The organism is Mesorhizobium sp. M0808 (assembly GCF_040320025.1).
Lineage (GTDB): Bacteria > Pseudomonadota > Alphaproteobacteria > Rhizobiales > Rhizobiaceae > Mesorhizobium.
Genome location: NZ_JAMYOX010000006.1, coordinates 142,119 through 159,172, shown reverse-complemented (window position 1 = coordinate 159,172; position 17,054 = coordinate 142,119). Strand labels below are relative to the sequence as shown.

Below are 17,054 nucleotides of genomic sequence, written 5' to 3'. Positions count from 1 at the left end.
CTCGCCGTGGCGATGGCATTGGAAAAGGCTGCGCCAGCAGCAAAAAACAATGAACTTCAGAAGGTGGCGAGATTGCTAGGCGGCAGCCGCATTCTGGCAAGGCGCCTCAGCAGCGCTTTGGATGCCCACGAGTTGCTTCTGCACGGCCTGCCGGCGTCAGCGCTGGACCATCTTATCGGGCAACTCGTCTTCATCCAGAAGACCGATACGCTGGAGAAGGCCGTCGGCATGAGTCTGCGCACCTATCAGCGCCGCAAGGATGCTCCTTCCAAGCCTCTCAGTCAGGACCAGAGCGGACGCACCTGGAAGTTCGCGGAGATCCTGTCGAAAGCTACCGACGTGTTCGGTTCGCAGGCGGAGGCAGAGCAATGGCTGGAGCGCCCGGCGATTGGGCTCGACCAGCGTCGTCCAATCGACCTTCTAGCGACGCCGGCGGGGATCGAGCTTGTAGAAGACTATCTGGAACGGCTTGAATATGGCGTTTATGCATGACGCCGCTGCCGGCGGCGCTTGGTGGCTCCGACCTCATCGGATGGCGCCTCGATCAAGCCGCGTTTGCGCCTACATGGGATAGTGGCGAGGGCGCATGCAGGGTGGGCGGACGCTGGAACAGCAAGGGCGTGCGCGCCGTCTACTGCTCGATCGATCCGTCGACTGCGATCCTCGAAGTTGCGGTCCATAAGGGCTTCAGGGCGCTCGACACGATAGCGCATGTCATGACGGCAGCGATCGTCAGCGATGTCGCGGATGTGCATATCGTCGACCCCGCCGCCGTGCCCAACCCCAACTGGTTGCGCCCGGGCATTCCGAGCTCCGGGCAACAGGCGTTTGGCGACGATCTTCTGCAACGGCACCGGTTCGTGGTAATTCCGAGCGCCGTATCGCAGCATAGCTGGAACCTGATCTTCGACGCGAGCCTCGCCAGAGGGGCATACGCCATGAAGACCCAGGGGGCGTTTGCGCTCGACACACGGTTGCATCCACCTCCGGCCAAATGACACAGCCGCCCATGTCCATCAGAACGAGGACATGACCGGCGACAGAAGCACGGTGCTCAGCTGTTGCTGACTATCCGTGCCGGATTGCCAACCACCGTGGTGTTCGCCGCGACGTCGCGCGTAACCACAGAACCGGCGCCGACGATAGCGCCATCGCCGATCCTGACTCCGCCGAGGATGACGGTACTGCCGCCGATCCAGGCATTGTCGCCGATCTCGACCGGCTTGGCGATCTCCAGCCCTGCCCGTCACCCGGCAGCCTCCTTGTGGTGCTCGGCGCAATAGATCTGCACATTCGGGCCGAGCAGCGTTCCCTTGCCGATGCGCACTGGCGCCGTATCGAGAATGATGCAGCCGGCATTGAGAAAAACGCGGTCGCCGAGAAAGATGTTGAAGCCATAAGCGCAGTGGAACTGCGCCTCGATCCGGGCGCCCTCGCCCGCAGCGCCGAGCAGCGTCCGCAATTCAGGCCCGATGTCGCGACGCTGCCGGGGCGGCAGGCTGTTGTGCTCGAACACCGCGTCTCGCGCCGTGATGCGCAACGCCTCCAGTTCCGGATCGAGGCAGCAATACCACTCGCCCGCCGCCATTTTCGTGCGTTCGCTTTCGGCCATGGCCGCAACTCCAGTCTCAATCTTTGCCAAAGCACAAGTGCTGCAAATACGGAAGCGCCGGCGGCGACACCACCTCTGGTCAAATACCGGACCTATGGTAGCTTGCTCTCTCGGACCTGTCCCAAGCCGGCCATCGAGGGGATCAATCATGCTGTACATTTTTGCACTCCTGATTGGCATCGTTGCCGGGCTTCGCGCCATGACCGCGCCCGCCGCCGTCGCCTGGGGCGCCTGGCTTGGCTGGTTGCCGGTCGCGGACACGTGGGCGAGCTTCATGGGCCACTGGATCGCCGTCGGCATCTTCACCATCCTGGCCATCGCCGAACTGGTCACCGACCAGCTGCCCTCGGCGCCGAGCCGCAAGGTGCCGCAGCAATTCGGCACGCGTATCGTCTTGGGCGCTTTCACCGGCGCGGTGATCGGAGCGACCGGCGGCGCCACCATCGGCGGCCTGATCGCCGGCGCCATCGGCGCGGTGATCGGCACGCTGGGCGGCGCCGAGGCGCGTAAACGCCTGGCCGCCGCCTTCGGCAAGGACCCGCCCGCCGCCTTCATCGAGGACGCGGTGGCGATCGTCGGCGGGCTTCTGATCGTGGCGGCGGCGGCATGACGGCAAAGACATTCGACGCCATCATCGTCGGTGCCGGGCAGGCCGGGCCACCGCTCGCCGGCAGGCTGAATGCGGCCGGCATGAGCGTGGCGCTGATCGAGCGAAAGCTGGTCGGCGGCACTTGCGTCAACACCGGCTGCACGCCGACCAAAACGATGGTGGCAAGCGCCTATGCCACGCATCTCGCCCGCTCCGCCGCGGATTACGGGGTGACGCTATCCGGTCCCGTCGGCGTAAACTACAAGGCGATCAAGGCGCGCAAGGACAAGGTCTCCAACGACGCCCGCGGCAATCTCGAAGACTGGATTGCCGGCATGGACAAATGCACGCTCTATCGCGGCCATGCGCGCTTCGTAAGCGCCAACACGGTGCGCGTCGGCGACGATCTGCTGAGCGCCGAAAAGATATTCCTCAACACCGGCGGGCGCGCCTCGGTGCCCGACCTGCCCGGCATCGACGGCATTTCTTACCTGACCAATTCCTCGATGATGGATCTCGACGTGCTGCCGCGCCATCTCATCGTTGTCGGCGGCAGCTACGTCTCGCTCGAATTCGCGCAGATGTTCCGCCGCTTCGGTTCCGAAGTCACGGTCATCGAAAAAAGCCCGCGTCTGATCGGTCGCGAGGACGAGGATGTCTCGGACGCCATTTTGTCGATCCTCGAAAACGAAGCCATTGCCGTCCATCTCGGCGCCGACGACATCCGCTTCGCCAGGCGAGGCAACGAAATCGCCGTGACCTTCTCGCCAGGCAAGGCGGCTGCGGTCGGCTCGCATGTGCTGCTGGCGCTCGGCCGCACGCCAAACACCGACGATCTCGGCCTCGACAAAGCCGGCGTCGAGGTCGACAAACGCGGCTTCATCGTCGTCGACGACCAGTTGCGCACGAGCGTGCCCGGCATCTGGGCGATGGGCGACTGCAACGGCAAGGGCGCCTTCACCCACACCTCGTACAACGATTACGAGATCGTCGCCGCCAACCTGCTCGACAATGATCCGCGCAAGGTCAGCGACCGCATCGAGGCCTATGCGCTCTATATCGACCCACCACTCGGCCGCTGCGGCATGACCGAAGCCGCGGTAAGGAAATCCGGCCGCCGCGCCCTAGTCGGCCAGCGGCCAATGACCCGCGTCAGCCGTGCAGTCGAAAAAGGTGAGACGCAAGGCTTCATGAAGATCCTGGTCGATGCCGACACCAGGGAGATCCTCGGCTGTTCGGTGCTCGGCCCGGGCGGCGACGAGGCGGTGCACTGCGTGCTCGACCTGATGTATGCCAAAGCGCCGGTCAGCACGCTGGCGCGCGCCGTGCACATCCACCCGAACGTCTCGGAGCTTCTGCCGACCATCGCCCAGGAACTCAAGCCGCTGGTGTGACGGCCGGGTAGAATCGTGCGCCCATGGCGGCGCCGGCTGGACCAATCGACAGCCCAGCGGCAAAAGGGCATGTGTTCCGCCTCTTCTCCCGGAGGCATCCCATGCAGAAGTCCATCGAACGCGTCGCCGGCGACAGCGAAGGCGTTTCCTACGAATTCCCCGTCTTCCGCTTCGCCGGAACGGACAAGACAGCGCCTTCCGTCTATCTGCAGGCGGCACTTCATGCCGGCGAATTGCCGGGCGTCGTCGCCATCGACACGCTGATGCCGAGGCTCAGCAAGGCGGAAGCCGAAGGCCGCATCACCGGCAACATGACCATCGTGCCCTGGGCTAATCCGATCGGCCGCGCGCAATATCTTTACGGCGACCATCAGGGCCGCTTTCATCTGGGCACGCGCACCAATTTCAATCGCGGCTTTCCGCGGCTCGCCGCGCCCGACCTCACGCTGCTGCCGGCGCACGGCACAGTCGACCAGCGGCTGAAAACGCGGCTGCTGCAGCTCTCCATCGGCCACGACATCGTGCTCGACCTGCATTGCGACGATGAGGGCCTCGCCTATCTTTACGTCCACACCAGCCTGTGGCCGGCCATGGCGGATTGTGCAGCGGCCATGGGCGTCGATGCGGTGATGCTGTGGGACGAAGACCCCGACGGCACCTTCGAAGGCGCCTCGATCATGCCGTATCAGAACGTTCCCGCCGACGTCGCGTGCCTCGACCGGCGCGTCGCCACCACCGTCGAATATCGCGGCATACTCGATGTCGACGGCGCCCTCGCCGGCGCCGATGCCGAAGGGCTCTACCGGCTGCTGGTGGCGCGCGGCGTCATCCAGGACCAGGCGCTGCCCGCGCCTGGCAGCTTCGTTGGGCTCGTCGCGCCGCTCGAAAACATGGAGATGATGCCGGCGCCCTGCTCGGGCGCGATCCTTTACGACGTGAAGCCGGGCGACCGCGTCACCAAGGGTGCGCGCCTTGCCACCATCGTCCACGCGCCCGGCGAGCCCGACGGCCGCACGGAAGTGTTGGCGCCGCAGGCGGGCCTCATCCTGACGCGGCGTTCCCGCCGCATCATCCGCGCCGGCGAAGACCTCTTGAAGCTGGTCGGCGACGGGACGAGCGCCGATGCAAGGTCGGGAACGCTGGAGGACTGACGCACCCCGCCAGGCTACCCCGAAATCGCCTGTCGCGCCTTGGTCTCCAGCCATTCGGCCATCTGCCGGTACGGCACCGGACCATGGCTCACGCGGGCGACGCCGAGTTCGGCAAGCCTCTGGCGCGGCGGCACATGCGCCAGGGCAATGATGTTGACCGGCAATGCCGTTGCCTCGCAGAGCGCCTCGATCAGGCCTTCATCGGCAAGCCCCGGCGCAAAGAAGCCATGCGCTCCGGCCCTTTCGTAGGCGTGCGCCCGCTCGATCGCCTGATCGAGAAGAGCCTTGTCGTGCGCATTCGGTTTAGTCTTCAGGAAAATGTCGGTTCGGGTGTTAATGAAGGCCGGAATACCCGACGTCTTCACCGCCGCTGCAGCCGCTTCGATCCGCCTCACCTGTATGGCGATGTCGTGCAGCCCACTGCCGCCGACGATCTGATCCTCGAAATTAAAGCCGACGGCTCCAGCCTGCACGGCGAGCGTCACGCTGCGGGCGACAACCTCCGGAGCGACCCCGTAACCCCCCTCGAGGTCCATGGTTACCGGCACATCCACCGCCGCAACGATGCGTTTGATGTTTTCGAGCGCCAGTTCCAACGGGATTTTCTCGCCATCGGCGAATCCGAAAGCGGCCGCGACCGGCCAGCTTCCGGTGGCGATGGCCTTGGCCCCTGCTTTCTCGATGATCTTGGCGGAGCCTGGGTCCCAGGCGTTGTAGAGGACAATCGGGTTTCCCTTGACATGGAGGGAATGGAACGTCCGTGCGCGGTCGAACTGCTGGGTCATTTGATGTTTTCCCGTCTTCCTGCTGTTTGATGCAGAGTCTAGGCAGGACTGCCGGTCTTGGCCATGTGCCATGGGTTGCGAAAGCGGCAGCCACCCCACAGACTTTCAAACCTGTTGCGCATACCGCTTTTCGCGGCTATGGATTTCGCCATGAATATGCGTTCGATCAAGACCATTTGGTGGTGGGCTCGCTGACAGCGGCCTGTTCGAACGCGTTCGCGTGACAATAGAGGGTGGCCGCAGCGGAATGTCCGGGCGGCCATTTGTTTTTTCAAGCCATTCCCGGGTCCGTTGCCCCAAAGACGCTGATGGAGACGGCAATGACGACGAAAATTCTGGAGAATGGCGCCGAGCGCTTCGTCACGGCGGGTGGCGTGGCGATTACCCGCCAGCGCCATGACCGGCCTTACGAGGGGGCGATCGACGGCTATGTCGATGGGCTGAATTCGCGCCGCGGCGCCGTGTTTTCCTCGAATTACGAATATCCCGGCCGCTATACGCGCTGGGACACCGCCATCATCGATCCGCCGGTGGTGATCTCGGCACGCGGCCGCGCCATGCGCATCGAGGCGCTGAACCGTCGCGGCGAGGTGCTTTTGCCGGTGATCGGCACGGTGCTTGCCGGCCTTGACGACGTAACGATCGCCGAGACGTCCAACAAACTCATCCGCCTCGAGGTCGCCAAGCCCGATCGTATCTTCACTGAAGAGGAACGCAGCCGCGTTCCCTCCGTCTTCACCGTGCTGCGCGCCATCACGGCTTTGTTCAAGACCGAGGAAGACGCCAATCTCGGCCTCTATGGCGCCTTCGGCTACGACCTCGCCTTCCAGTTCGATCCGGTCGACTACAAGCTCGAGCGCAAGCCAAGCCAGCGCGATCTCGTGCTGTTCCTGCCCGACGAGATCCTCGTCGTCGACCACTATTCGACCAAGGCCTGGACCGACCGCTACGACTATTCCGGCGATGGCTTCTCGACCGAAGGCCTGCCGCGCGACGAAATCGTCGAGCCGTTCAGGACCGCCGACCGCATCCCGCCGCGCGGCGACCACGAGCCCGGCGAATATGCCAAGCTGGTGCGCAAGGCGATGAAGAGCTTCGAGCGCGGCGACCTGTTCGAAGTGGTGCCGGGGCAGATGTTCTACGAACGCTGCGAAACCCAGCCCTCCGAGATTTCCCGCAAGCTGAAGAGCATCAACCCTTCGCCCTATTCCTTCTTCATCAATCTCGGCGAGGGCGAATATCTGATCGGCGCCTCGCCGGAAATGTTCGTGCGCGTCAACGGCCGTCGCGTCGAGACCTGCCCGATCTCCGGCACCATCAAGCGCGGTGACGACGCCATCTCCGACAGCGAGCAGATCCTGAAGCTGCTCAATTCGAAGAAGGACGAATCCGAACTCACCATGTGCTCGGACGTCGACCGCAACGACAAGTCGAGGGTCTGCGAGCCGGGCTCGGTGCGCGTCATCGGCCGCCGCCAGATCGAAATGTACTCCCGCCTGATCCACACCGTCGACCACATCGAGGGGCGGCTGCGCGAAGGCATGGACGCCTTCGACGCCTTTCTGTCGCATGCCTGGGCGGTCACCGTCACCGGCGCGCCGAAATTATGGGCCATGCGCTTCATCGAGCAGAACGAGAAGAGCCCGCGCGCCTGGTATGGCGGGGCGATCGGCATGGTCAATTTCAACGGTGACATGAACACCGGCCTGACGCTTCGCACCATTCGCATCAAGGACGGCATCGCCGAGGTGCGCGCCGGCGCCACGCTGCTCTTCGACAGCATTCCCGAGGAAGAAGAAGCCGAAACCGAACTGAAGGCATCCGCCATGCTCTCCGCCATCCGCGACGCCAAATCAGGCAATGCCGCCAGCACCGAACGCAGCACCGCGCGTGTCGGCGACGGCGTCAACATCCTGCTGGTCGACCACGAGGACAGTTTCGTCCATACGCTCGCCAACTATTTCCGCCAGACCGGAGCCAACGTCTCGACGGTGCGCACGCCGGTGCCGGACGAGATCTTCGACCGGCTGAAGCCAAACCTGGTCGTGCTGTCGCCTGGCCCCGGCACGCCGAAGGACTTCGACTGCGCCGCCACCATCAAGCGGGCCCGTGCGCGCGACCTGCCGATCTTCGGCGTCTGCCTCGGGCTGCAGGCGCTGGCCGAGGCCTATGGCGGCGAGCTGCGCCAACTGCACATCCCGATGCATGGCAAGCCGTCGCGCATCCGCGTGTCGAAGCCGGGCATCATCTTCTCCGGCCTGCCCAAGGAGGTGACGGTCGGCCGCTATCATTCGATCTTTGCAGATCCGGTGCGGCTGCCCGATGGTTTTGTCGTCACCGCCGAGACCGAGGACGGCATCATCATGGCCTTCGAGCACCGCAAGGAGCCGATCGCCGCAGTGCAGTTCCACCCGGAATCGATCATGACGCTCGGCCACAATGCCGGCATGCGCATCATCGAGAACATCGTCGCGCACCTGCCGCGCAAGGCCAAGGAAAAGGCCGCTTAATTCGAGGGCTCAGTGTTGGGATCTTTTCCCCAGTGACCGCGGCGGAAATCAAAGCCGCCGCCAGGCAGAAGGTCGCCAGCCTCGCCTTCTGGTCGATCATCGTCGCCTGCGTCGTGCTCGGCCTGAAGCTGGTGGCCTGGTACGTCACCGGTTCGGTCGCGCTTTATTCGGACGCGCTGGAATCGATCGTCAACGTCATTGCCTCTGCCGCCGCCTATTGGGCGATCCAGGTCAGCTACAAGCCAGCCGACCAGGACCATCCGTTCGGCCACCACAAGGCCGAGTATTTCTCGGCCGTCCTCGAAGGCGTGCTGATCGTGCTTGCCGCCTTGCTGATCCTCAATGAGGTCTGGTGGTCCTGGCAGCATCCCGCCCTGCTGGAACAGCCATGGACCGGCCTTGCCGTCAATGGCGTCGCAACGGTCATCAACGCTGTCTGGGCTCTGACGCTGATCCGCACCGGCCGACGCGAAAAATCGCCGGCTCTCGTTGCCGACGGCAGGCACATCATGACCGACGTGGCGACCTCGGTCGGTGTGTTCATCGGCCTGGTCGGCGCCGTACTGACCGGCTGGCAGGTTCTCGATCCAGCTCTTGCGGTGATCGTGGCGCTGAACATTCTGTGGCAGGGCTGGCACGTCATCGGCTCGTCGATGAACGGGCTGATGGACCGCGCCGTCGACACCCAGGAACATATCCGCATACGCGACATCATCTCGGCCAATTGCAAGGGCGCGCTCGAGGTCCACGACCTGAAGACGCGCATCGCCGGCCGCGCCACCTTCATCGAGTTCCACCTGGTCGTCGACGCCGACATGTCGGTCGGCGCCAGCCACGTCATCTGCGACCGCATCGAGGACGCGCTGCAGGCAGAGATTCCTTCCGTCCGCGTCATCATCCATGTCGAGCCCGACGACGAGGCGAAACTGCCCAAGGGCACGACGGCCGTGCCCTTCGCGTGAGGTGGCGTCGCGGAGAAAAATCGCTCAGTCGTGATCCTTCGCGCCCCCCTCTGTCCTGCCGGACATCTCCCCCTCAAGGGGGGAGATTGGATGTCGCTTCGGCTTTCGCCAATCTTCAAAGAAGAACGCTGTCGGTGAAGCTGCCGATCTCCCCCCTTGAGGGGGAGATGTCCGGCAGGACAGAGGGGGGTGCTGTCTCGCCGGCATCGCGTCTCTGAACTGCTACAGCCCGCAGGCAGCCTGCGGCATAGGCTCCAGCCGGTAGACCTTGTCGTCGGAGCTGGTGTCGCCTTCCGCCGCTTTCGAGCACAGATCGATGATCGGCAGGCCGCTGTTCGGGTTGGCCAGCATCATCGTGCCGTTGGCGCCGCGGCGAAGGAAGACCTCTCTTTGCGCGATATCGCAGGACGCAGCACCCGTCTTCGCGCTCGCCGCGCAGCGCCACTGGTCGCCCTCGCCCTGACAGTTATAGACCTGCGTGACCTTGGCCGATTTCTGCCGCGTGGTAACCGAAACGGCGATATCGGCGCCGCTTGGCCAATTGGCCGGATCGCCCTCCTTGGCGAAAGACGCCAGCTCGACCGGTCCGCGGAACACCCTGATCGACTGGGTCAGCTGGTCTGGATGCGAGCCGAGATGCGCGGCATCGTAGTCGCGTCCGTAGCAGAAGGCCTGGTCCGGCTTCAGTCGCTCGCGCAATGGCGCGCCAAGGGCCGGGTCGATCGGGTCGATGCGCGCGAACTCCGCCTTGCAGGTGGCGGCCGGCATCGGGTCGAGCCTGAAGCCGTTGTCGTCCTTGCCCAGCGCCTGCCTTTCGTACTCCGCCTTGCCGAGCTCGTCTTCCGACCCGGCGTCGAGATAGAGATCGGGCTGCACGTCCGAGACGATCAGCCGGCCTTTGTCGTCGACCTTCAGCGAAGCCATGGTGCGATCGCAGTCCATGCCGCAGCGGATCGGGCCGGACTTGCCGTCCTCCGACTCATGACTGCACCAGCCGCCGAGCCATTCAGGCGCCTCGGCGCCGCGCACCGTCGTCGCCATGAAGCCATTGTAGGAGGAATCGATGCCGGTGCTTGGCTCCTCGTTTGGTCGGCTGACCGGATCGCGGCCGTAATAGAAGAAGATGCGCGCCACCTTCTGCTGCGGATGCGACTTGAGATGCGCGGCGTCGTAGACGCGGCCGAAGCACGCGTCCTTGCCGTCGGGGCTGAGCTCGGTGAGTTTGAGCGTGTCGTCCGCGAAAGCAGCACCGGCGACGGCGGCAAGCAAGGCAACCCCAACTCCGGCGCCCATCACGGTCCTTGATATCATGCTGGCTCCCCCTGCCCCGACAAGACGTGGCTTCAATTTATGCTAGGATCGAGGTCGAGGCCACGCAAATTGCGCCGGCCGGCCAAATGGGAGATGAAGCCATGCGACGCCGCGATATTTTCCGCGTCGGTCTTGCCGGAGCCGCCGGGCTTTTCGGGCTGCGCCCCACCAAGGCGGCAGCCATTGAAGTCAAGGCCGTCGAAGAGGAAAGGCAAAAGGTCGCCTATCACCTCAGCGATCTCGACAAGGTCAATTTCGTGCTCGGCAACATCAAGAACCACTTCGAAGGCACCGACGGCAAAGTCGACATCGCGCTTGTCGTGCACGGCCCGGCACTTGCCGCCTTCAAGTCGAAGGGTATATCGGCCGCCATTTCCGGGCGGTTCGCCGGCCTTGTCCAGGATGGGCTCAGCCCGCACGCTTGCGCCAACACCATGCACGGCATGGATATCGGCCTGGCCGACCTGCTCGACGGCTTCCATGCAGCCGACAGGGGCGGCGTCGTCAAGCTCGCCGAATTGCAACGCCAGGGCTACGCCTATCTCAGGCCATAGGGCAATTCCAGGAAAAGTGTGAAACGGTTTGCCGTCCGGAATTGCGTCAAGACAAAGAGGGAGCGGTTCGCCGTTTCCGTGAAACGGTGAACCGCCCTAAACTTTTACGGACTTGAACGCGAGGACTGCGAGGGCCTACGAAGAGCAGGCAGAGTCCCCGGAGGAATAGACGTGCCAGCCACCACCACCCTTGTCAGCCCCTCTCTCGTCATCCCCGACCTTGCCGGAAAGGCGGTCCTGGTCACCGGCGCCTCGACCGGCATCGGCGCGGCGCTCGCACTCGCCTACGCCGCGCAGAAATGCCGCGTCGCACTGCATTACAATTCGAGCCGCGCGGCTGCCGAAAACCTGGCCGCGACCATTCGCAACGGCGGCGGCGACGTGTTCCTCGCCCAGGGCGATTTCTCGATTCCCGCCGATGTCGAGCGCGTCGTCGAGGACAGTGCGCAACATTTCGGCCGGCTCGACGGCCTCGTCAACAATGCCGGCGGCATGCTCGGCCGCGTGGCCTATGCCGAGCAGACCGAGGCGCATTACGACGCGGTGATGGACCTCAACGCGCGTTCCGTGCTGACAGCTTCGCGCAAGGCAATCCCATGGCTGAAGCGGCAGGGTGGCTTCATCGTCAACACCTCCTCGATCGCCGCGCGCAACGGCGCCGGCGGCGGCGCCGGCCTGTACGGCTCGGCCAAGGCCTTCGTCTCCAACGTCACGCGCGGCATGGCCAAGGAGCTGATCGGTTTCAACATCCGCGTCAACGCGGTGGCGCCCGGCACGATCGCGACACCTTTCCACGAGCGCTACTCGACCGACGACCAGATGAAGGGCATGATCGCCACCATCCCGCAGGGCCGCGCCGGCACCGCCGAGGACTGCGTTGGCGCCTATCTGTTCCTCTCCTCCGATCTGTTGAGCGGCTACATCACCGGCCAGGTGATCGAGGTGAATGGCGGGCAGTTGATGCCGTAGACGGCGAACTGCATACTCCTGGTTGCGTCATCTCAACGGAGCAAAGCGAATGTACGGACTGATCGGCAAGATGCGGGCGATGCGCGGCCAGCGTGACGCAATGATGGATATCCTGCTCGCCAGCACCGGCGCCATGCCCGGCTGCCTGAACTACATCATCGCCACCGACCCGGCCGATGCCGACGCGATCTGGGTGACCGAAGTGTGGACCGACGCCGAAAGCCACAAGGCTTCGCTGCAGCTGCCCGAAGTCCAGGCGGCAATCGCCAAGGCACGGCCGATCATCGCCGGCTTCGAGTTCCAGGTGGAGACGCATCCTGTTGGCGGGTTCGGGTTGCCGGCGGTGAAGGCGGGATAGAGGGAGAGGCCTATGGGACAGTGCCCCCCTCTGGCCTGCCGGCCATCTCCCCCTCAAGTGGGGAGATTGGCAGCTTCGCCGACAGCGCTCTTTTTTGGAGATTGGCGAAGGCCGACGTGACATCCAATCTCCCCACTAGAGGGGGAGATGTCCGGCAGGACAGAGGGGGGCGCGAAGGATCGCTGCGGATGGTTGGTGCCATTACCACCCAAGCCCTTTTCCGCGCAAAAAGGGTTCGCATTTTTTCGCCACCGGTCTAAGAGCCCATCTATGGATTCTTCCCCGAACCCGCCGGCCATCGAGCATCTGGCGCGGATCCACAGGGCCTGGCAGTGGCCGGTCCTGGTGGTGGTCTCGGTGCTGTTTGCCGGCGCGCTGGAACTCGCCGCCCTGCCCGCCGCGCTCTTGATCGGACCGATGCTGGCGGCCATCGCTGCCGGCACCAACGGCGCCACGGTGCGCGTGCCGCGGGTTCTGTTCGGCTCAGCCCAGGCGGTCGTCGGCTGCCTCGTCGCCAGTTCCATCTCGGCCGATATCTTTCCCGTCTTCTACAAGGAATGGCCGCTGTTCCTTGGCGTCGTGATGGCGACGGTCGCGGCATCCAGCCTGCTCGGCTGGCTGATCAGCCGCTGGCGCATCCTGCCCGGCACCACCGCGGTCTGGGGCTCGTCGCCGGGCGCCGCTACCGCCATGGTGCTGATGGCCGGTGCCTTCGGCGCCGACCAGCGCCTCGTCGCCTTCATGCTTTATTTGCGCGTCATCTGCGTCTCGATGACGGCAGCCCTGGTGGCCAAGCTTTGGGTCGACACCTCAGGCATCGAGGTGCCGGCCATCGTCTGGTTCCCGCCGGTCGACCCGCAAGGCTTGGCCGCAACATTCGGCGTGGCGCTGGTCGGCGGCCTCGCCGGAAAGCTTTTCCGGCTGCCGTCGCCGTTTTTCCTCGGCACCTTCATTTTCGGCACCGTGATCCATCTCGGGCTCGGCGTGACCATGCAGTTGCCACCCTGGCTGCTTGCCTTGAGCTATACGATGATCGGCTGGAGCATCGGCCTGAATTTCACCAGGGCCATTTTGCGCCACGCGGCCCGCGCGCTGCCGCAGATCGTCGGCTCGATCATTGCCCTGATCGTCTTTTGCGGCGGCCTCGCCTTCCTGATCAGCCGCCTGCTCGGCATCGATCCGCTGACCGCCTATCTGGCAACCAGCCCCGGCGGCATGGACAGCGTCGCCATCATCGCCGCCGCCGCGCAGCATGTCGACATCTCCTTCGTCATGGCGCTGCAATCGGCACGCTTCCTGATCGTGCTTCTGGTCGGCCCAAGCGTGGCGCGGCTGGTGGCGAGAAGCCTCAAACCATAGCAGCTTGCCTCTCCCTGATTGGCAGCTGGTTTTCCTGAAACCGGTCGCACTTTGCTGTCGCCGACCGTATCGGGCCAGCACCCGCACGAGCTCAAAAAATAACTTGACTCAAATACTCAGATTTGAGAGCCCCTTCCGTCAATGTACGGAAGAGTGGAGACGAGTTGATGCGGAAACGGACGATGACATGGCTCCTGGGGATATCACTGCCGGGCAGCATGGCCCTGCTCGGCCTGTCCGGGCCGGCTCACGCCCAGGACCAGGGCGGCGTCACCGTTCTCAACAAGATCGAGGTCGATGCCGAGAGCGACGAGATCCTCGTGCAGGACGGCTACGTCGCCAAGAAGGACCGCATCGGCACCAAGACCGACACGCCGATGGTCAAGATTCCGCAAGCCGTTTCGGTTGTGACGCAAAAGCAGATCGAGGACCAGAAGCCACGCGCGCTGAACGAATCGCTCGGCTATGTCGCAAGCGCCAATCCGAACAGCTTCGGCTTCGACACCCGCTATGATGCCTTCTTCCTGCGCGGCTTCCAGGCCTTTTACAACGGTATGTTCCGCGACGGGCTGCGCCAGTACAACGGCCCCTCGGCCTGGTTCAAGACCGAGCCCTACGGCATCGAGGGCATCACCATCCTGAAGGGTCCGGCCTCCTCGCTTTACGGCATCAGCGGTCCGGGCGGCATCGTCAATCTGGTCACCAAGCGCCCCAAGGAAGAACAGTTCCGCGAAGTCGAAATGCTGCTCGGCGCACACAATCGCTTCCAGGCCGCACTCGACGCTTCCGGCCCGGTGAACGAAGATGGCAGCGTCCTCTATCGCTTCACCAGCCTCGGCCGCACCAGCGACACCGACCTGGTCGGTTATCCCGACGACAAGATCTATCTGGCGCCGGCAGTCACCTTCAAGCCGGATGAGGACACCAAGCTGACCATCCTCGGCGAATATTCGAAATCCGTCACCGGCGGCACCGCTGCATTTTACAATTCGGGCGGCGCTCTGACGCACCTCTATGAGGGCGATCCCGCCTGGAACGACTTCGACCAGACCCAGGGCCGCATCGGCTACGAATTCGAGCACCGTTTCAACGACGTGCTGACGGTCCGGCAGAACCTTCGCTACAGCGCCGTCGACGCCGACATCGAATATAGCGGTCATTACCCGGCCGGCGTGGATCTGAAACGCTATTGGGGCCACTACACCGAGACCATGAAGAACTTCGTCGTCGACAACATGGCGCAGTTCGAATTCGATACCGGCCAGGTCAGGCATACGGCGGTAGCCGGCATCGATTACGCCTGGTCGAACTATGACGCCGGCAACGGTATCTCCTACGTTTCCGTCGACGACATCAAGGCCGCTCCGGTTCCTTACTCTGGCGGGCAGGAGATGAACCAGCTCGGCGCCTACCTGCATGACCAGATGGAGTGGAACGATTTCACCCTGTTCGCCAGCGGTCGCTACGACTGGGCCGATACCACCTCGACCGCCGCCGACTTCACCAAGTCCAAGCAGGACGACAGTGCCCTTTCCGGCCGGCTCGGCCTGTCCTACCAGACCGAATGGGGCATCACGCCCTATGTCAACTATTCGACGTCGTTCTCGCCCAATATCGGCTTCGTCTATGACGATGTCAGCAGCCCTATCGGTCGCGTCGCCCGTCCGACCATCGCGACGCAAAAGGAAATCGGCGTCAAATACGAGTTTGCCGATTACAACGCCGCCGTCAGCGCCGCTCTGTTCGACATCGACCAGAAGGATGGCGTCGTCTTCGACGCCTCGACCGGCATCAACAAGCAGCGCCAGCTCGACCTGAACTCGCGCGGCGTCGAACTGGAAGCCAGCGCCTCGCTCGACAACGGCCTCAGCATACTCGCCTCTTACACCTATCTGCGCGTGAAAATCGAACGCGGCGCCACGGGAACCGCAGGCAAGGAACTGTCGGCGACGCCAAATCACATCCTGTCGCTCTGGGCGCAGTACCAGTTCGAGGACGGCACGCTGCAGGGGCTCGGGCTGGGCAGCGGCGTTCGCGTTGCCGGCTCGAGCTATGGCGACGACACCAACACCTTCAAGAACGACGCGCGCGCCTTCGTCGACGCCTCGCTCTCCTACGATTTCGGCTACCGCAATCCCAAACTCGAGGGCGTGAAGCTGCAGGTCAACGCCAAGAACCTGTTCGACACTCAAAAATCCATCTGCTCGGCCGGCTATTGCTACCGCGACGAGGGCCGCTCGCTGTTCGCCAGCCTGCGCTACCGCTTCTGATGTCGATCGCCGTTTCCAGCCGGGCATCGACGCCTGTCGCGATCGTCCTGGCGATCGGCGGGCTCTACGTCGCGCAGAGCGTAATCGGCGGCATCACCTGGGCGGGCCTGCCGGCGGTGATGCGCGACCAGGGCCTGCCACTCGACCGGATCGGCCTGGTCTCGCTGATCGCGCTGCCATGGGCGCTCAAGTTTCTATGGGCGCCGGCCGTCGAGCGCTATCGGCTGCCGCCGGTCGGCAAGAACCGCACCGGCACGATCGTCGCCGCCGGTGGGCTCGTGTCCATCGCCGGGTTGTGGGCCGTCGGCGCGCTCGGCCCGGAGGCCTGGTGGCCGGTTCTGGCCTGCCTGACCATCGTCGCCTTCGCCGCCTCGACCGTCGACATTGCCTGCGATGGTTTCGCCGTGCAGAGCCTGGCCAAGGAAAACCACGGCTGGGGCAATGCCGCGCAGGTCGGCGGCGCCTATCTCGGCTCGGCCATCGGCGCCGGCCTGTTTCTGCTTCTGGTCGACGCTTATGGCTGGCGCATCGCCGTTTGGGCGATGGCCTTGCTGCTCCTGCCGCTCGGTCTGCCCTTCCTGCTTGGCGTGGCCAACCGCGCGCGCGAGGAGACGCGCGAGCATGTTCCCAGCCTTCTCGACGCGTTGAAGCGTCCCGAAATTCGGCGCGGCCTGGCAGCGTCGGCCATCTATGTCCTGGCCCAGAAGGCGGCACTCGCCATGCTCGGACCATTCCTGATCGACGCCGGGCTCGACCTCTCGATGGTCGGACTTGTCAACGGCGTCGGCAGCATGTTCGTCGGCCTGGCTGCCGCACTCGCCGGCGGCGCTCTCGTCAAATGGTTCGGCCCGCGCAACGTGCTCGTCCTGGCGCTTTTCCTGCAGGCCGGATCGCTGTTCTTCTTTTCGGTCTTCGATTTTCTTGGCGGCTTCTCGACCACCGCTTTGATGGCCATCGCGGTGCTCAGTTCGTCCGGCTTCATGGCTCTCGGTTTCGTCGCGCTTTACGCGCAGTTCATGCGCTGGTCAGATCCAAGACAGGCGGGCGTCGACTTCACTCTGTTCCAGTGCATGGACGCACTGATGAGCGTGGCCGGCGGGATCGCGGCCGGCTACGCCGCGCAGTATTTCGGCTATGGCGCGTTCTTCGCAGGCGCCGGCCTCGTCGCACTTCTGGCCGCCCCGGCGATCGCCTTCGTATCCGACCGCCGCTGACCGCGGAGCATCGTCG

At 64.2% G+C, this 17,054-nt stretch carries 15 protein-coding genes and 1 pseudogene; 13 read left to right on the top strand and 3 right to left on the bottom strand.

Annotated elements, in window-relative coordinates; all coding sequences use genetic code 11:
• Nucleotides 1-12: 12 nt before the first annotated feature.
• Both parS and NKI25_RS10905 read left to right on the top strand, forming a co-directional pair.
• A complete protein-coding gene (gene parS, locus NKI25_RS10910) occupies nt 13-492 on the top strand; it encodes a type II RES/Xre toxin-antitoxin system antitoxin (protein ID WP_502897362.1) in 480 nt (159 codons plus the stop codon).
• Nucleotides 489-998: an RES family NAD+ phosphorylase gene (locus NKI25_RS10905; RefSeq protein WP_352680885.1), complete on the top strand. Its 510-nt coding sequence runs from the start codon at nt 489-491 to the stop codon at nt 996-998. Before parS ends, NKI25_RS10905 begins: the two co-directional genes overlap by 4 nt.
• A gap of 56 nt (nt 999-1,054) precedes the next feature.
• Here the strand turns inward: NKI25_RS10905 and NKI25_RS10900 are convergent.
• A pseudogene (locus NKI25_RS10900) lies at nt 1,055-1,612 on the bottom strand (sugar O-acetyltransferase).
• Between the two features lie 148 nt (nt 1,613-1,760).
• Between NKI25_RS10900 and NKI25_RS10895 the strand changes: the two are divergent.
• From NKI25_RS10895 to NKI25_RS10885, 3 genes are all read left to right on the top strand, one after another.
• Nucleotides 1,761-2,222, top strand: coding sequence for a DUF4126 domain-containing protein (locus NKI25_RS10895; protein ID WP_352680889.1), 462 nt, complete (start codon nt 1,761-1,763; stop codon nt 2,220-2,222).
• Nucleotides 2,219-3,595 carry an FAD-containing oxidoreductase gene (locus NKI25_RS10890; RefSeq protein WP_352680891.1) on the top strand — a complete coding sequence of 459 codons (1,377 nt, stop codon included), beginning with the start codon at nt 2,219-2,221 and terminating at the stop codon, nt 3,593-3,595. Before NKI25_RS10895 ends, NKI25_RS10890 begins: the two co-directional genes overlap by 4 nt.
• Before the next feature lie 101 nt (nt 3,596-3,696).
• The gene (locus tag NKI25_RS10885; RefSeq protein WP_352998436.1) at nt 3,697-4,746 is read left to right on the top strand and encodes a M14 family metallopeptidase; all 1,050 of its coding nucleotides are present in this window, start codon (nt 3,697-3,699) and stop codon (nt 4,744-4,746) included.
• 14 nt (nt 4,747-4,760) lie between these two features.
• Here NKI25_RS10885 and NKI25_RS10880 read toward each other — a convergent pair whose 3' ends face one another.
• Nucleotides 4,761-5,531 carry an isocitrate lyase/PEP mutase family protein gene (locus NKI25_RS10880; RefSeq protein ID WP_352998435.1) on the bottom strand — a complete coding sequence of 257 codons (771 nt, stop codon included), beginning with the start codon at nt 5,529-5,531 and terminating at the stop codon, nt 4,761-4,763.
• Nucleotides 5,532-5,851: 320 nt separating this feature from the next.
• Between NKI25_RS10880 and NKI25_RS10875 the strand changes: the two genes are divergently transcribed.
• Nucleotides 5,852-8,041: an anthranilate synthase gene (locus NKI25_RS10875; protein ID WP_352575745.1), complete on the top strand. Its 2,190-nt coding sequence runs from the start codon at nt 5,852-5,854 to the stop codon at nt 8,039-8,041.
• A gap of 32 nt (nt 8,042-8,073) precedes the next feature.
• Complete coding sequence (locus tag NKI25_RS10870) at nt 8,074-9,003, top strand: cation diffusion facilitator family transporter (RefSeq protein WP_502897358.1); 930 nt, start codon at nt 8,074-8,076, stop codon at nt 9,001-9,003.
• A gap of 222 nt (nt 9,004-9,225) precedes the next feature.
• On the opposite strand, the gene NKI25_RS10865 is transcribed toward NKI25_RS10870, so the two are convergent.
• Entirely contained in the window at nt 9,226-10,314 is a 1,089-nt protein-coding gene (locus tag NKI25_RS10865) for a hypothetical protein (RefSeq protein ID WP_352998434.1), read from the bottom strand.
• Between the two features lie 101 nt (nt 10,315-10,415).
• On the opposite strand from NKI25_RS10865, the gene NKI25_RS10860 reads away from it, so the two are divergent.
• The 6 genes from NKI25_RS10860 (at nt 10,416) to NKI25_RS10835 (ending at nt 17,038) form a co-directional block, all read left to right on the top strand.
• Nucleotides 10,416-10,868: a DsrE family protein gene (locus NKI25_RS10860; protein WP_352450551.1), complete on the top strand. Its 453-nt coding sequence runs from the start codon at nt 10,416-10,418 to the stop codon at nt 10,866-10,868.
• Between the two features lie 171 nt (nt 10,869-11,039).
• On the top strand, nt 11,040-11,837 hold the full coding sequence (locus tag NKI25_RS10855) for an SDR family NAD(P)-dependent oxidoreductase (protein ID WP_352450552.1): 798 nt from the start codon (nt 11,040-11,042) through the stop codon (nt 11,835-11,837).
• A gap of 49 nt (nt 11,838-11,886) precedes the next feature.
• Nucleotides 11,887-12,195: a putative quinol monooxygenase gene (locus tag NKI25_RS10850; RefSeq protein WP_352450553.1), complete on the top strand. Its 309-nt coding sequence runs from the start codon at nt 11,887-11,889 to the stop codon at nt 12,193-12,195.
• A gap of 270 nt (nt 12,196-12,465) precedes the next feature.
• Complete coding sequence (locus tag NKI25_RS10845) at nt 12,466-13,554, top strand: AbrB family transcriptional regulator (RefSeq protein WP_352450554.1); 1,089 nt, start codon at nt 12,466-12,468, stop codon at nt 13,552-13,554.
• A gap of 182 nt (nt 13,555-13,736) precedes the next feature.
• Nucleotides 13,737-15,824 carry a TonB-dependent siderophore receptor gene (locus NKI25_RS10840; RefSeq protein ID WP_352998433.1) on the top strand — a complete coding sequence of 696 codons (2,088 nt, stop codon included), beginning with the start codon at nt 13,737-13,739 and terminating at the stop codon, nt 15,822-15,824.
• Nucleotides 15,824-17,038 (top strand): MFS transporter, encoded by a 1,215-nt coding sequence (locus NKI25_RS10835; RefSeq protein WP_352998432.1) that lies wholly within the window; start codon nt 15,824-15,826, stop codon nt 17,036-17,038. The genes NKI25_RS10840 and NKI25_RS10835 overlap by 1 nt, the downstream gene beginning before the upstream one ends.
• The last annotated feature ends 16 nt before the right edge of the window (nt 17,039-17,054 follow it).

What these genes read in the sequence shown, in the direction of transcription:
- NKI25_RS10890 (WP_352680891.1), top strand. Translation starts at nt 2,219, where the DNA reads ATGACGGCAAAGACATTCGACGCCATCATCGTCGGTGCCGGGCAGGCC.
- NKI25_RS10865 (WP_352998434.1), bottom strand. Translation starts at nt 10,314, where the DNA reads ATGATATCAAGGACCGTGATGGGCGCCGGAGTTGGGGTTGCCTTGCTT.
- NKI25_RS10860 (WP_352450551.1), top strand. Translation starts at nt 10,416, where the DNA reads ATGCGACGCCGCGATATTTTCCGCGTCGGTCTTGCCGGAGCCGCCGGG.
- NKI25_RS10850 (WP_352450553.1), top strand. Translation starts at nt 11,887, where the DNA reads ATGTACGGACTGATCGGCAAGATGCGGGCGATGCGCGGCCAGCGTGAC.
- NKI25_RS10880 (WP_352998435.1), bottom strand. Translation starts at nt 5,531, where the DNA reads ATGACCCAGCAGTTCGACCGCGCACGGACGTTCCATTCCCTCCATGTC.
- NKI25_RS10885 (WP_352998436.1), top strand. Translation starts at nt 3,697, where the DNA reads ATGCAGAAGTCCATCGAACGCGTCGCCGGCGACAGCGAAGGCGTTTCC.
- NKI25_RS10835 (WP_352998432.1), top strand. Translation starts at nt 15,824, where the DNA reads ATGTCGATCGCCGTTTCCAGCCGGGCATCGACGCCTGTCGCGATCGTC.
- NKI25_RS10895 (WP_352680889.1), top strand. Translation starts at nt 1,761, where the DNA reads ATGCTGTACATTTTTGCACTCCTGATTGGCATCGTTGCCGGGCTTCGC.
- NKI25_RS10905 (WP_352680885.1), top strand. Translation starts at nt 489, where the DNA reads ATGACGCCGCTGCCGGCGGCGCTTGGTGGCTCCGACCTCATCGGATGG.
- NKI25_RS10875 (WP_352575745.1), top strand. Translation starts at nt 5,852, where the DNA reads ATGACGACGAAAATTCTGGAGAATGGCGCCGAGCGCTTCGTCACGGCG.
- NKI25_RS10845 (WP_352450554.1), top strand. Translation starts at nt 12,466, where the DNA reads ATGGATTCTTCCCCGAACCCGCCGGCCATCGAGCATCTGGCGCGGATC.
- parS (WP_502897362.1), top strand. Translation starts at nt 13, where the DNA reads ATGGCATTGGAAAAGGCTGCGCCAGCAGCAAAAAACAATGAACTTCAG.
- NKI25_RS10840 (WP_352998433.1), top strand. Translation starts at nt 13,737, where the DNA reads ATGACATGGCTCCTGGGGATATCACTGCCGGGCAGCATGGCCCTGCTC.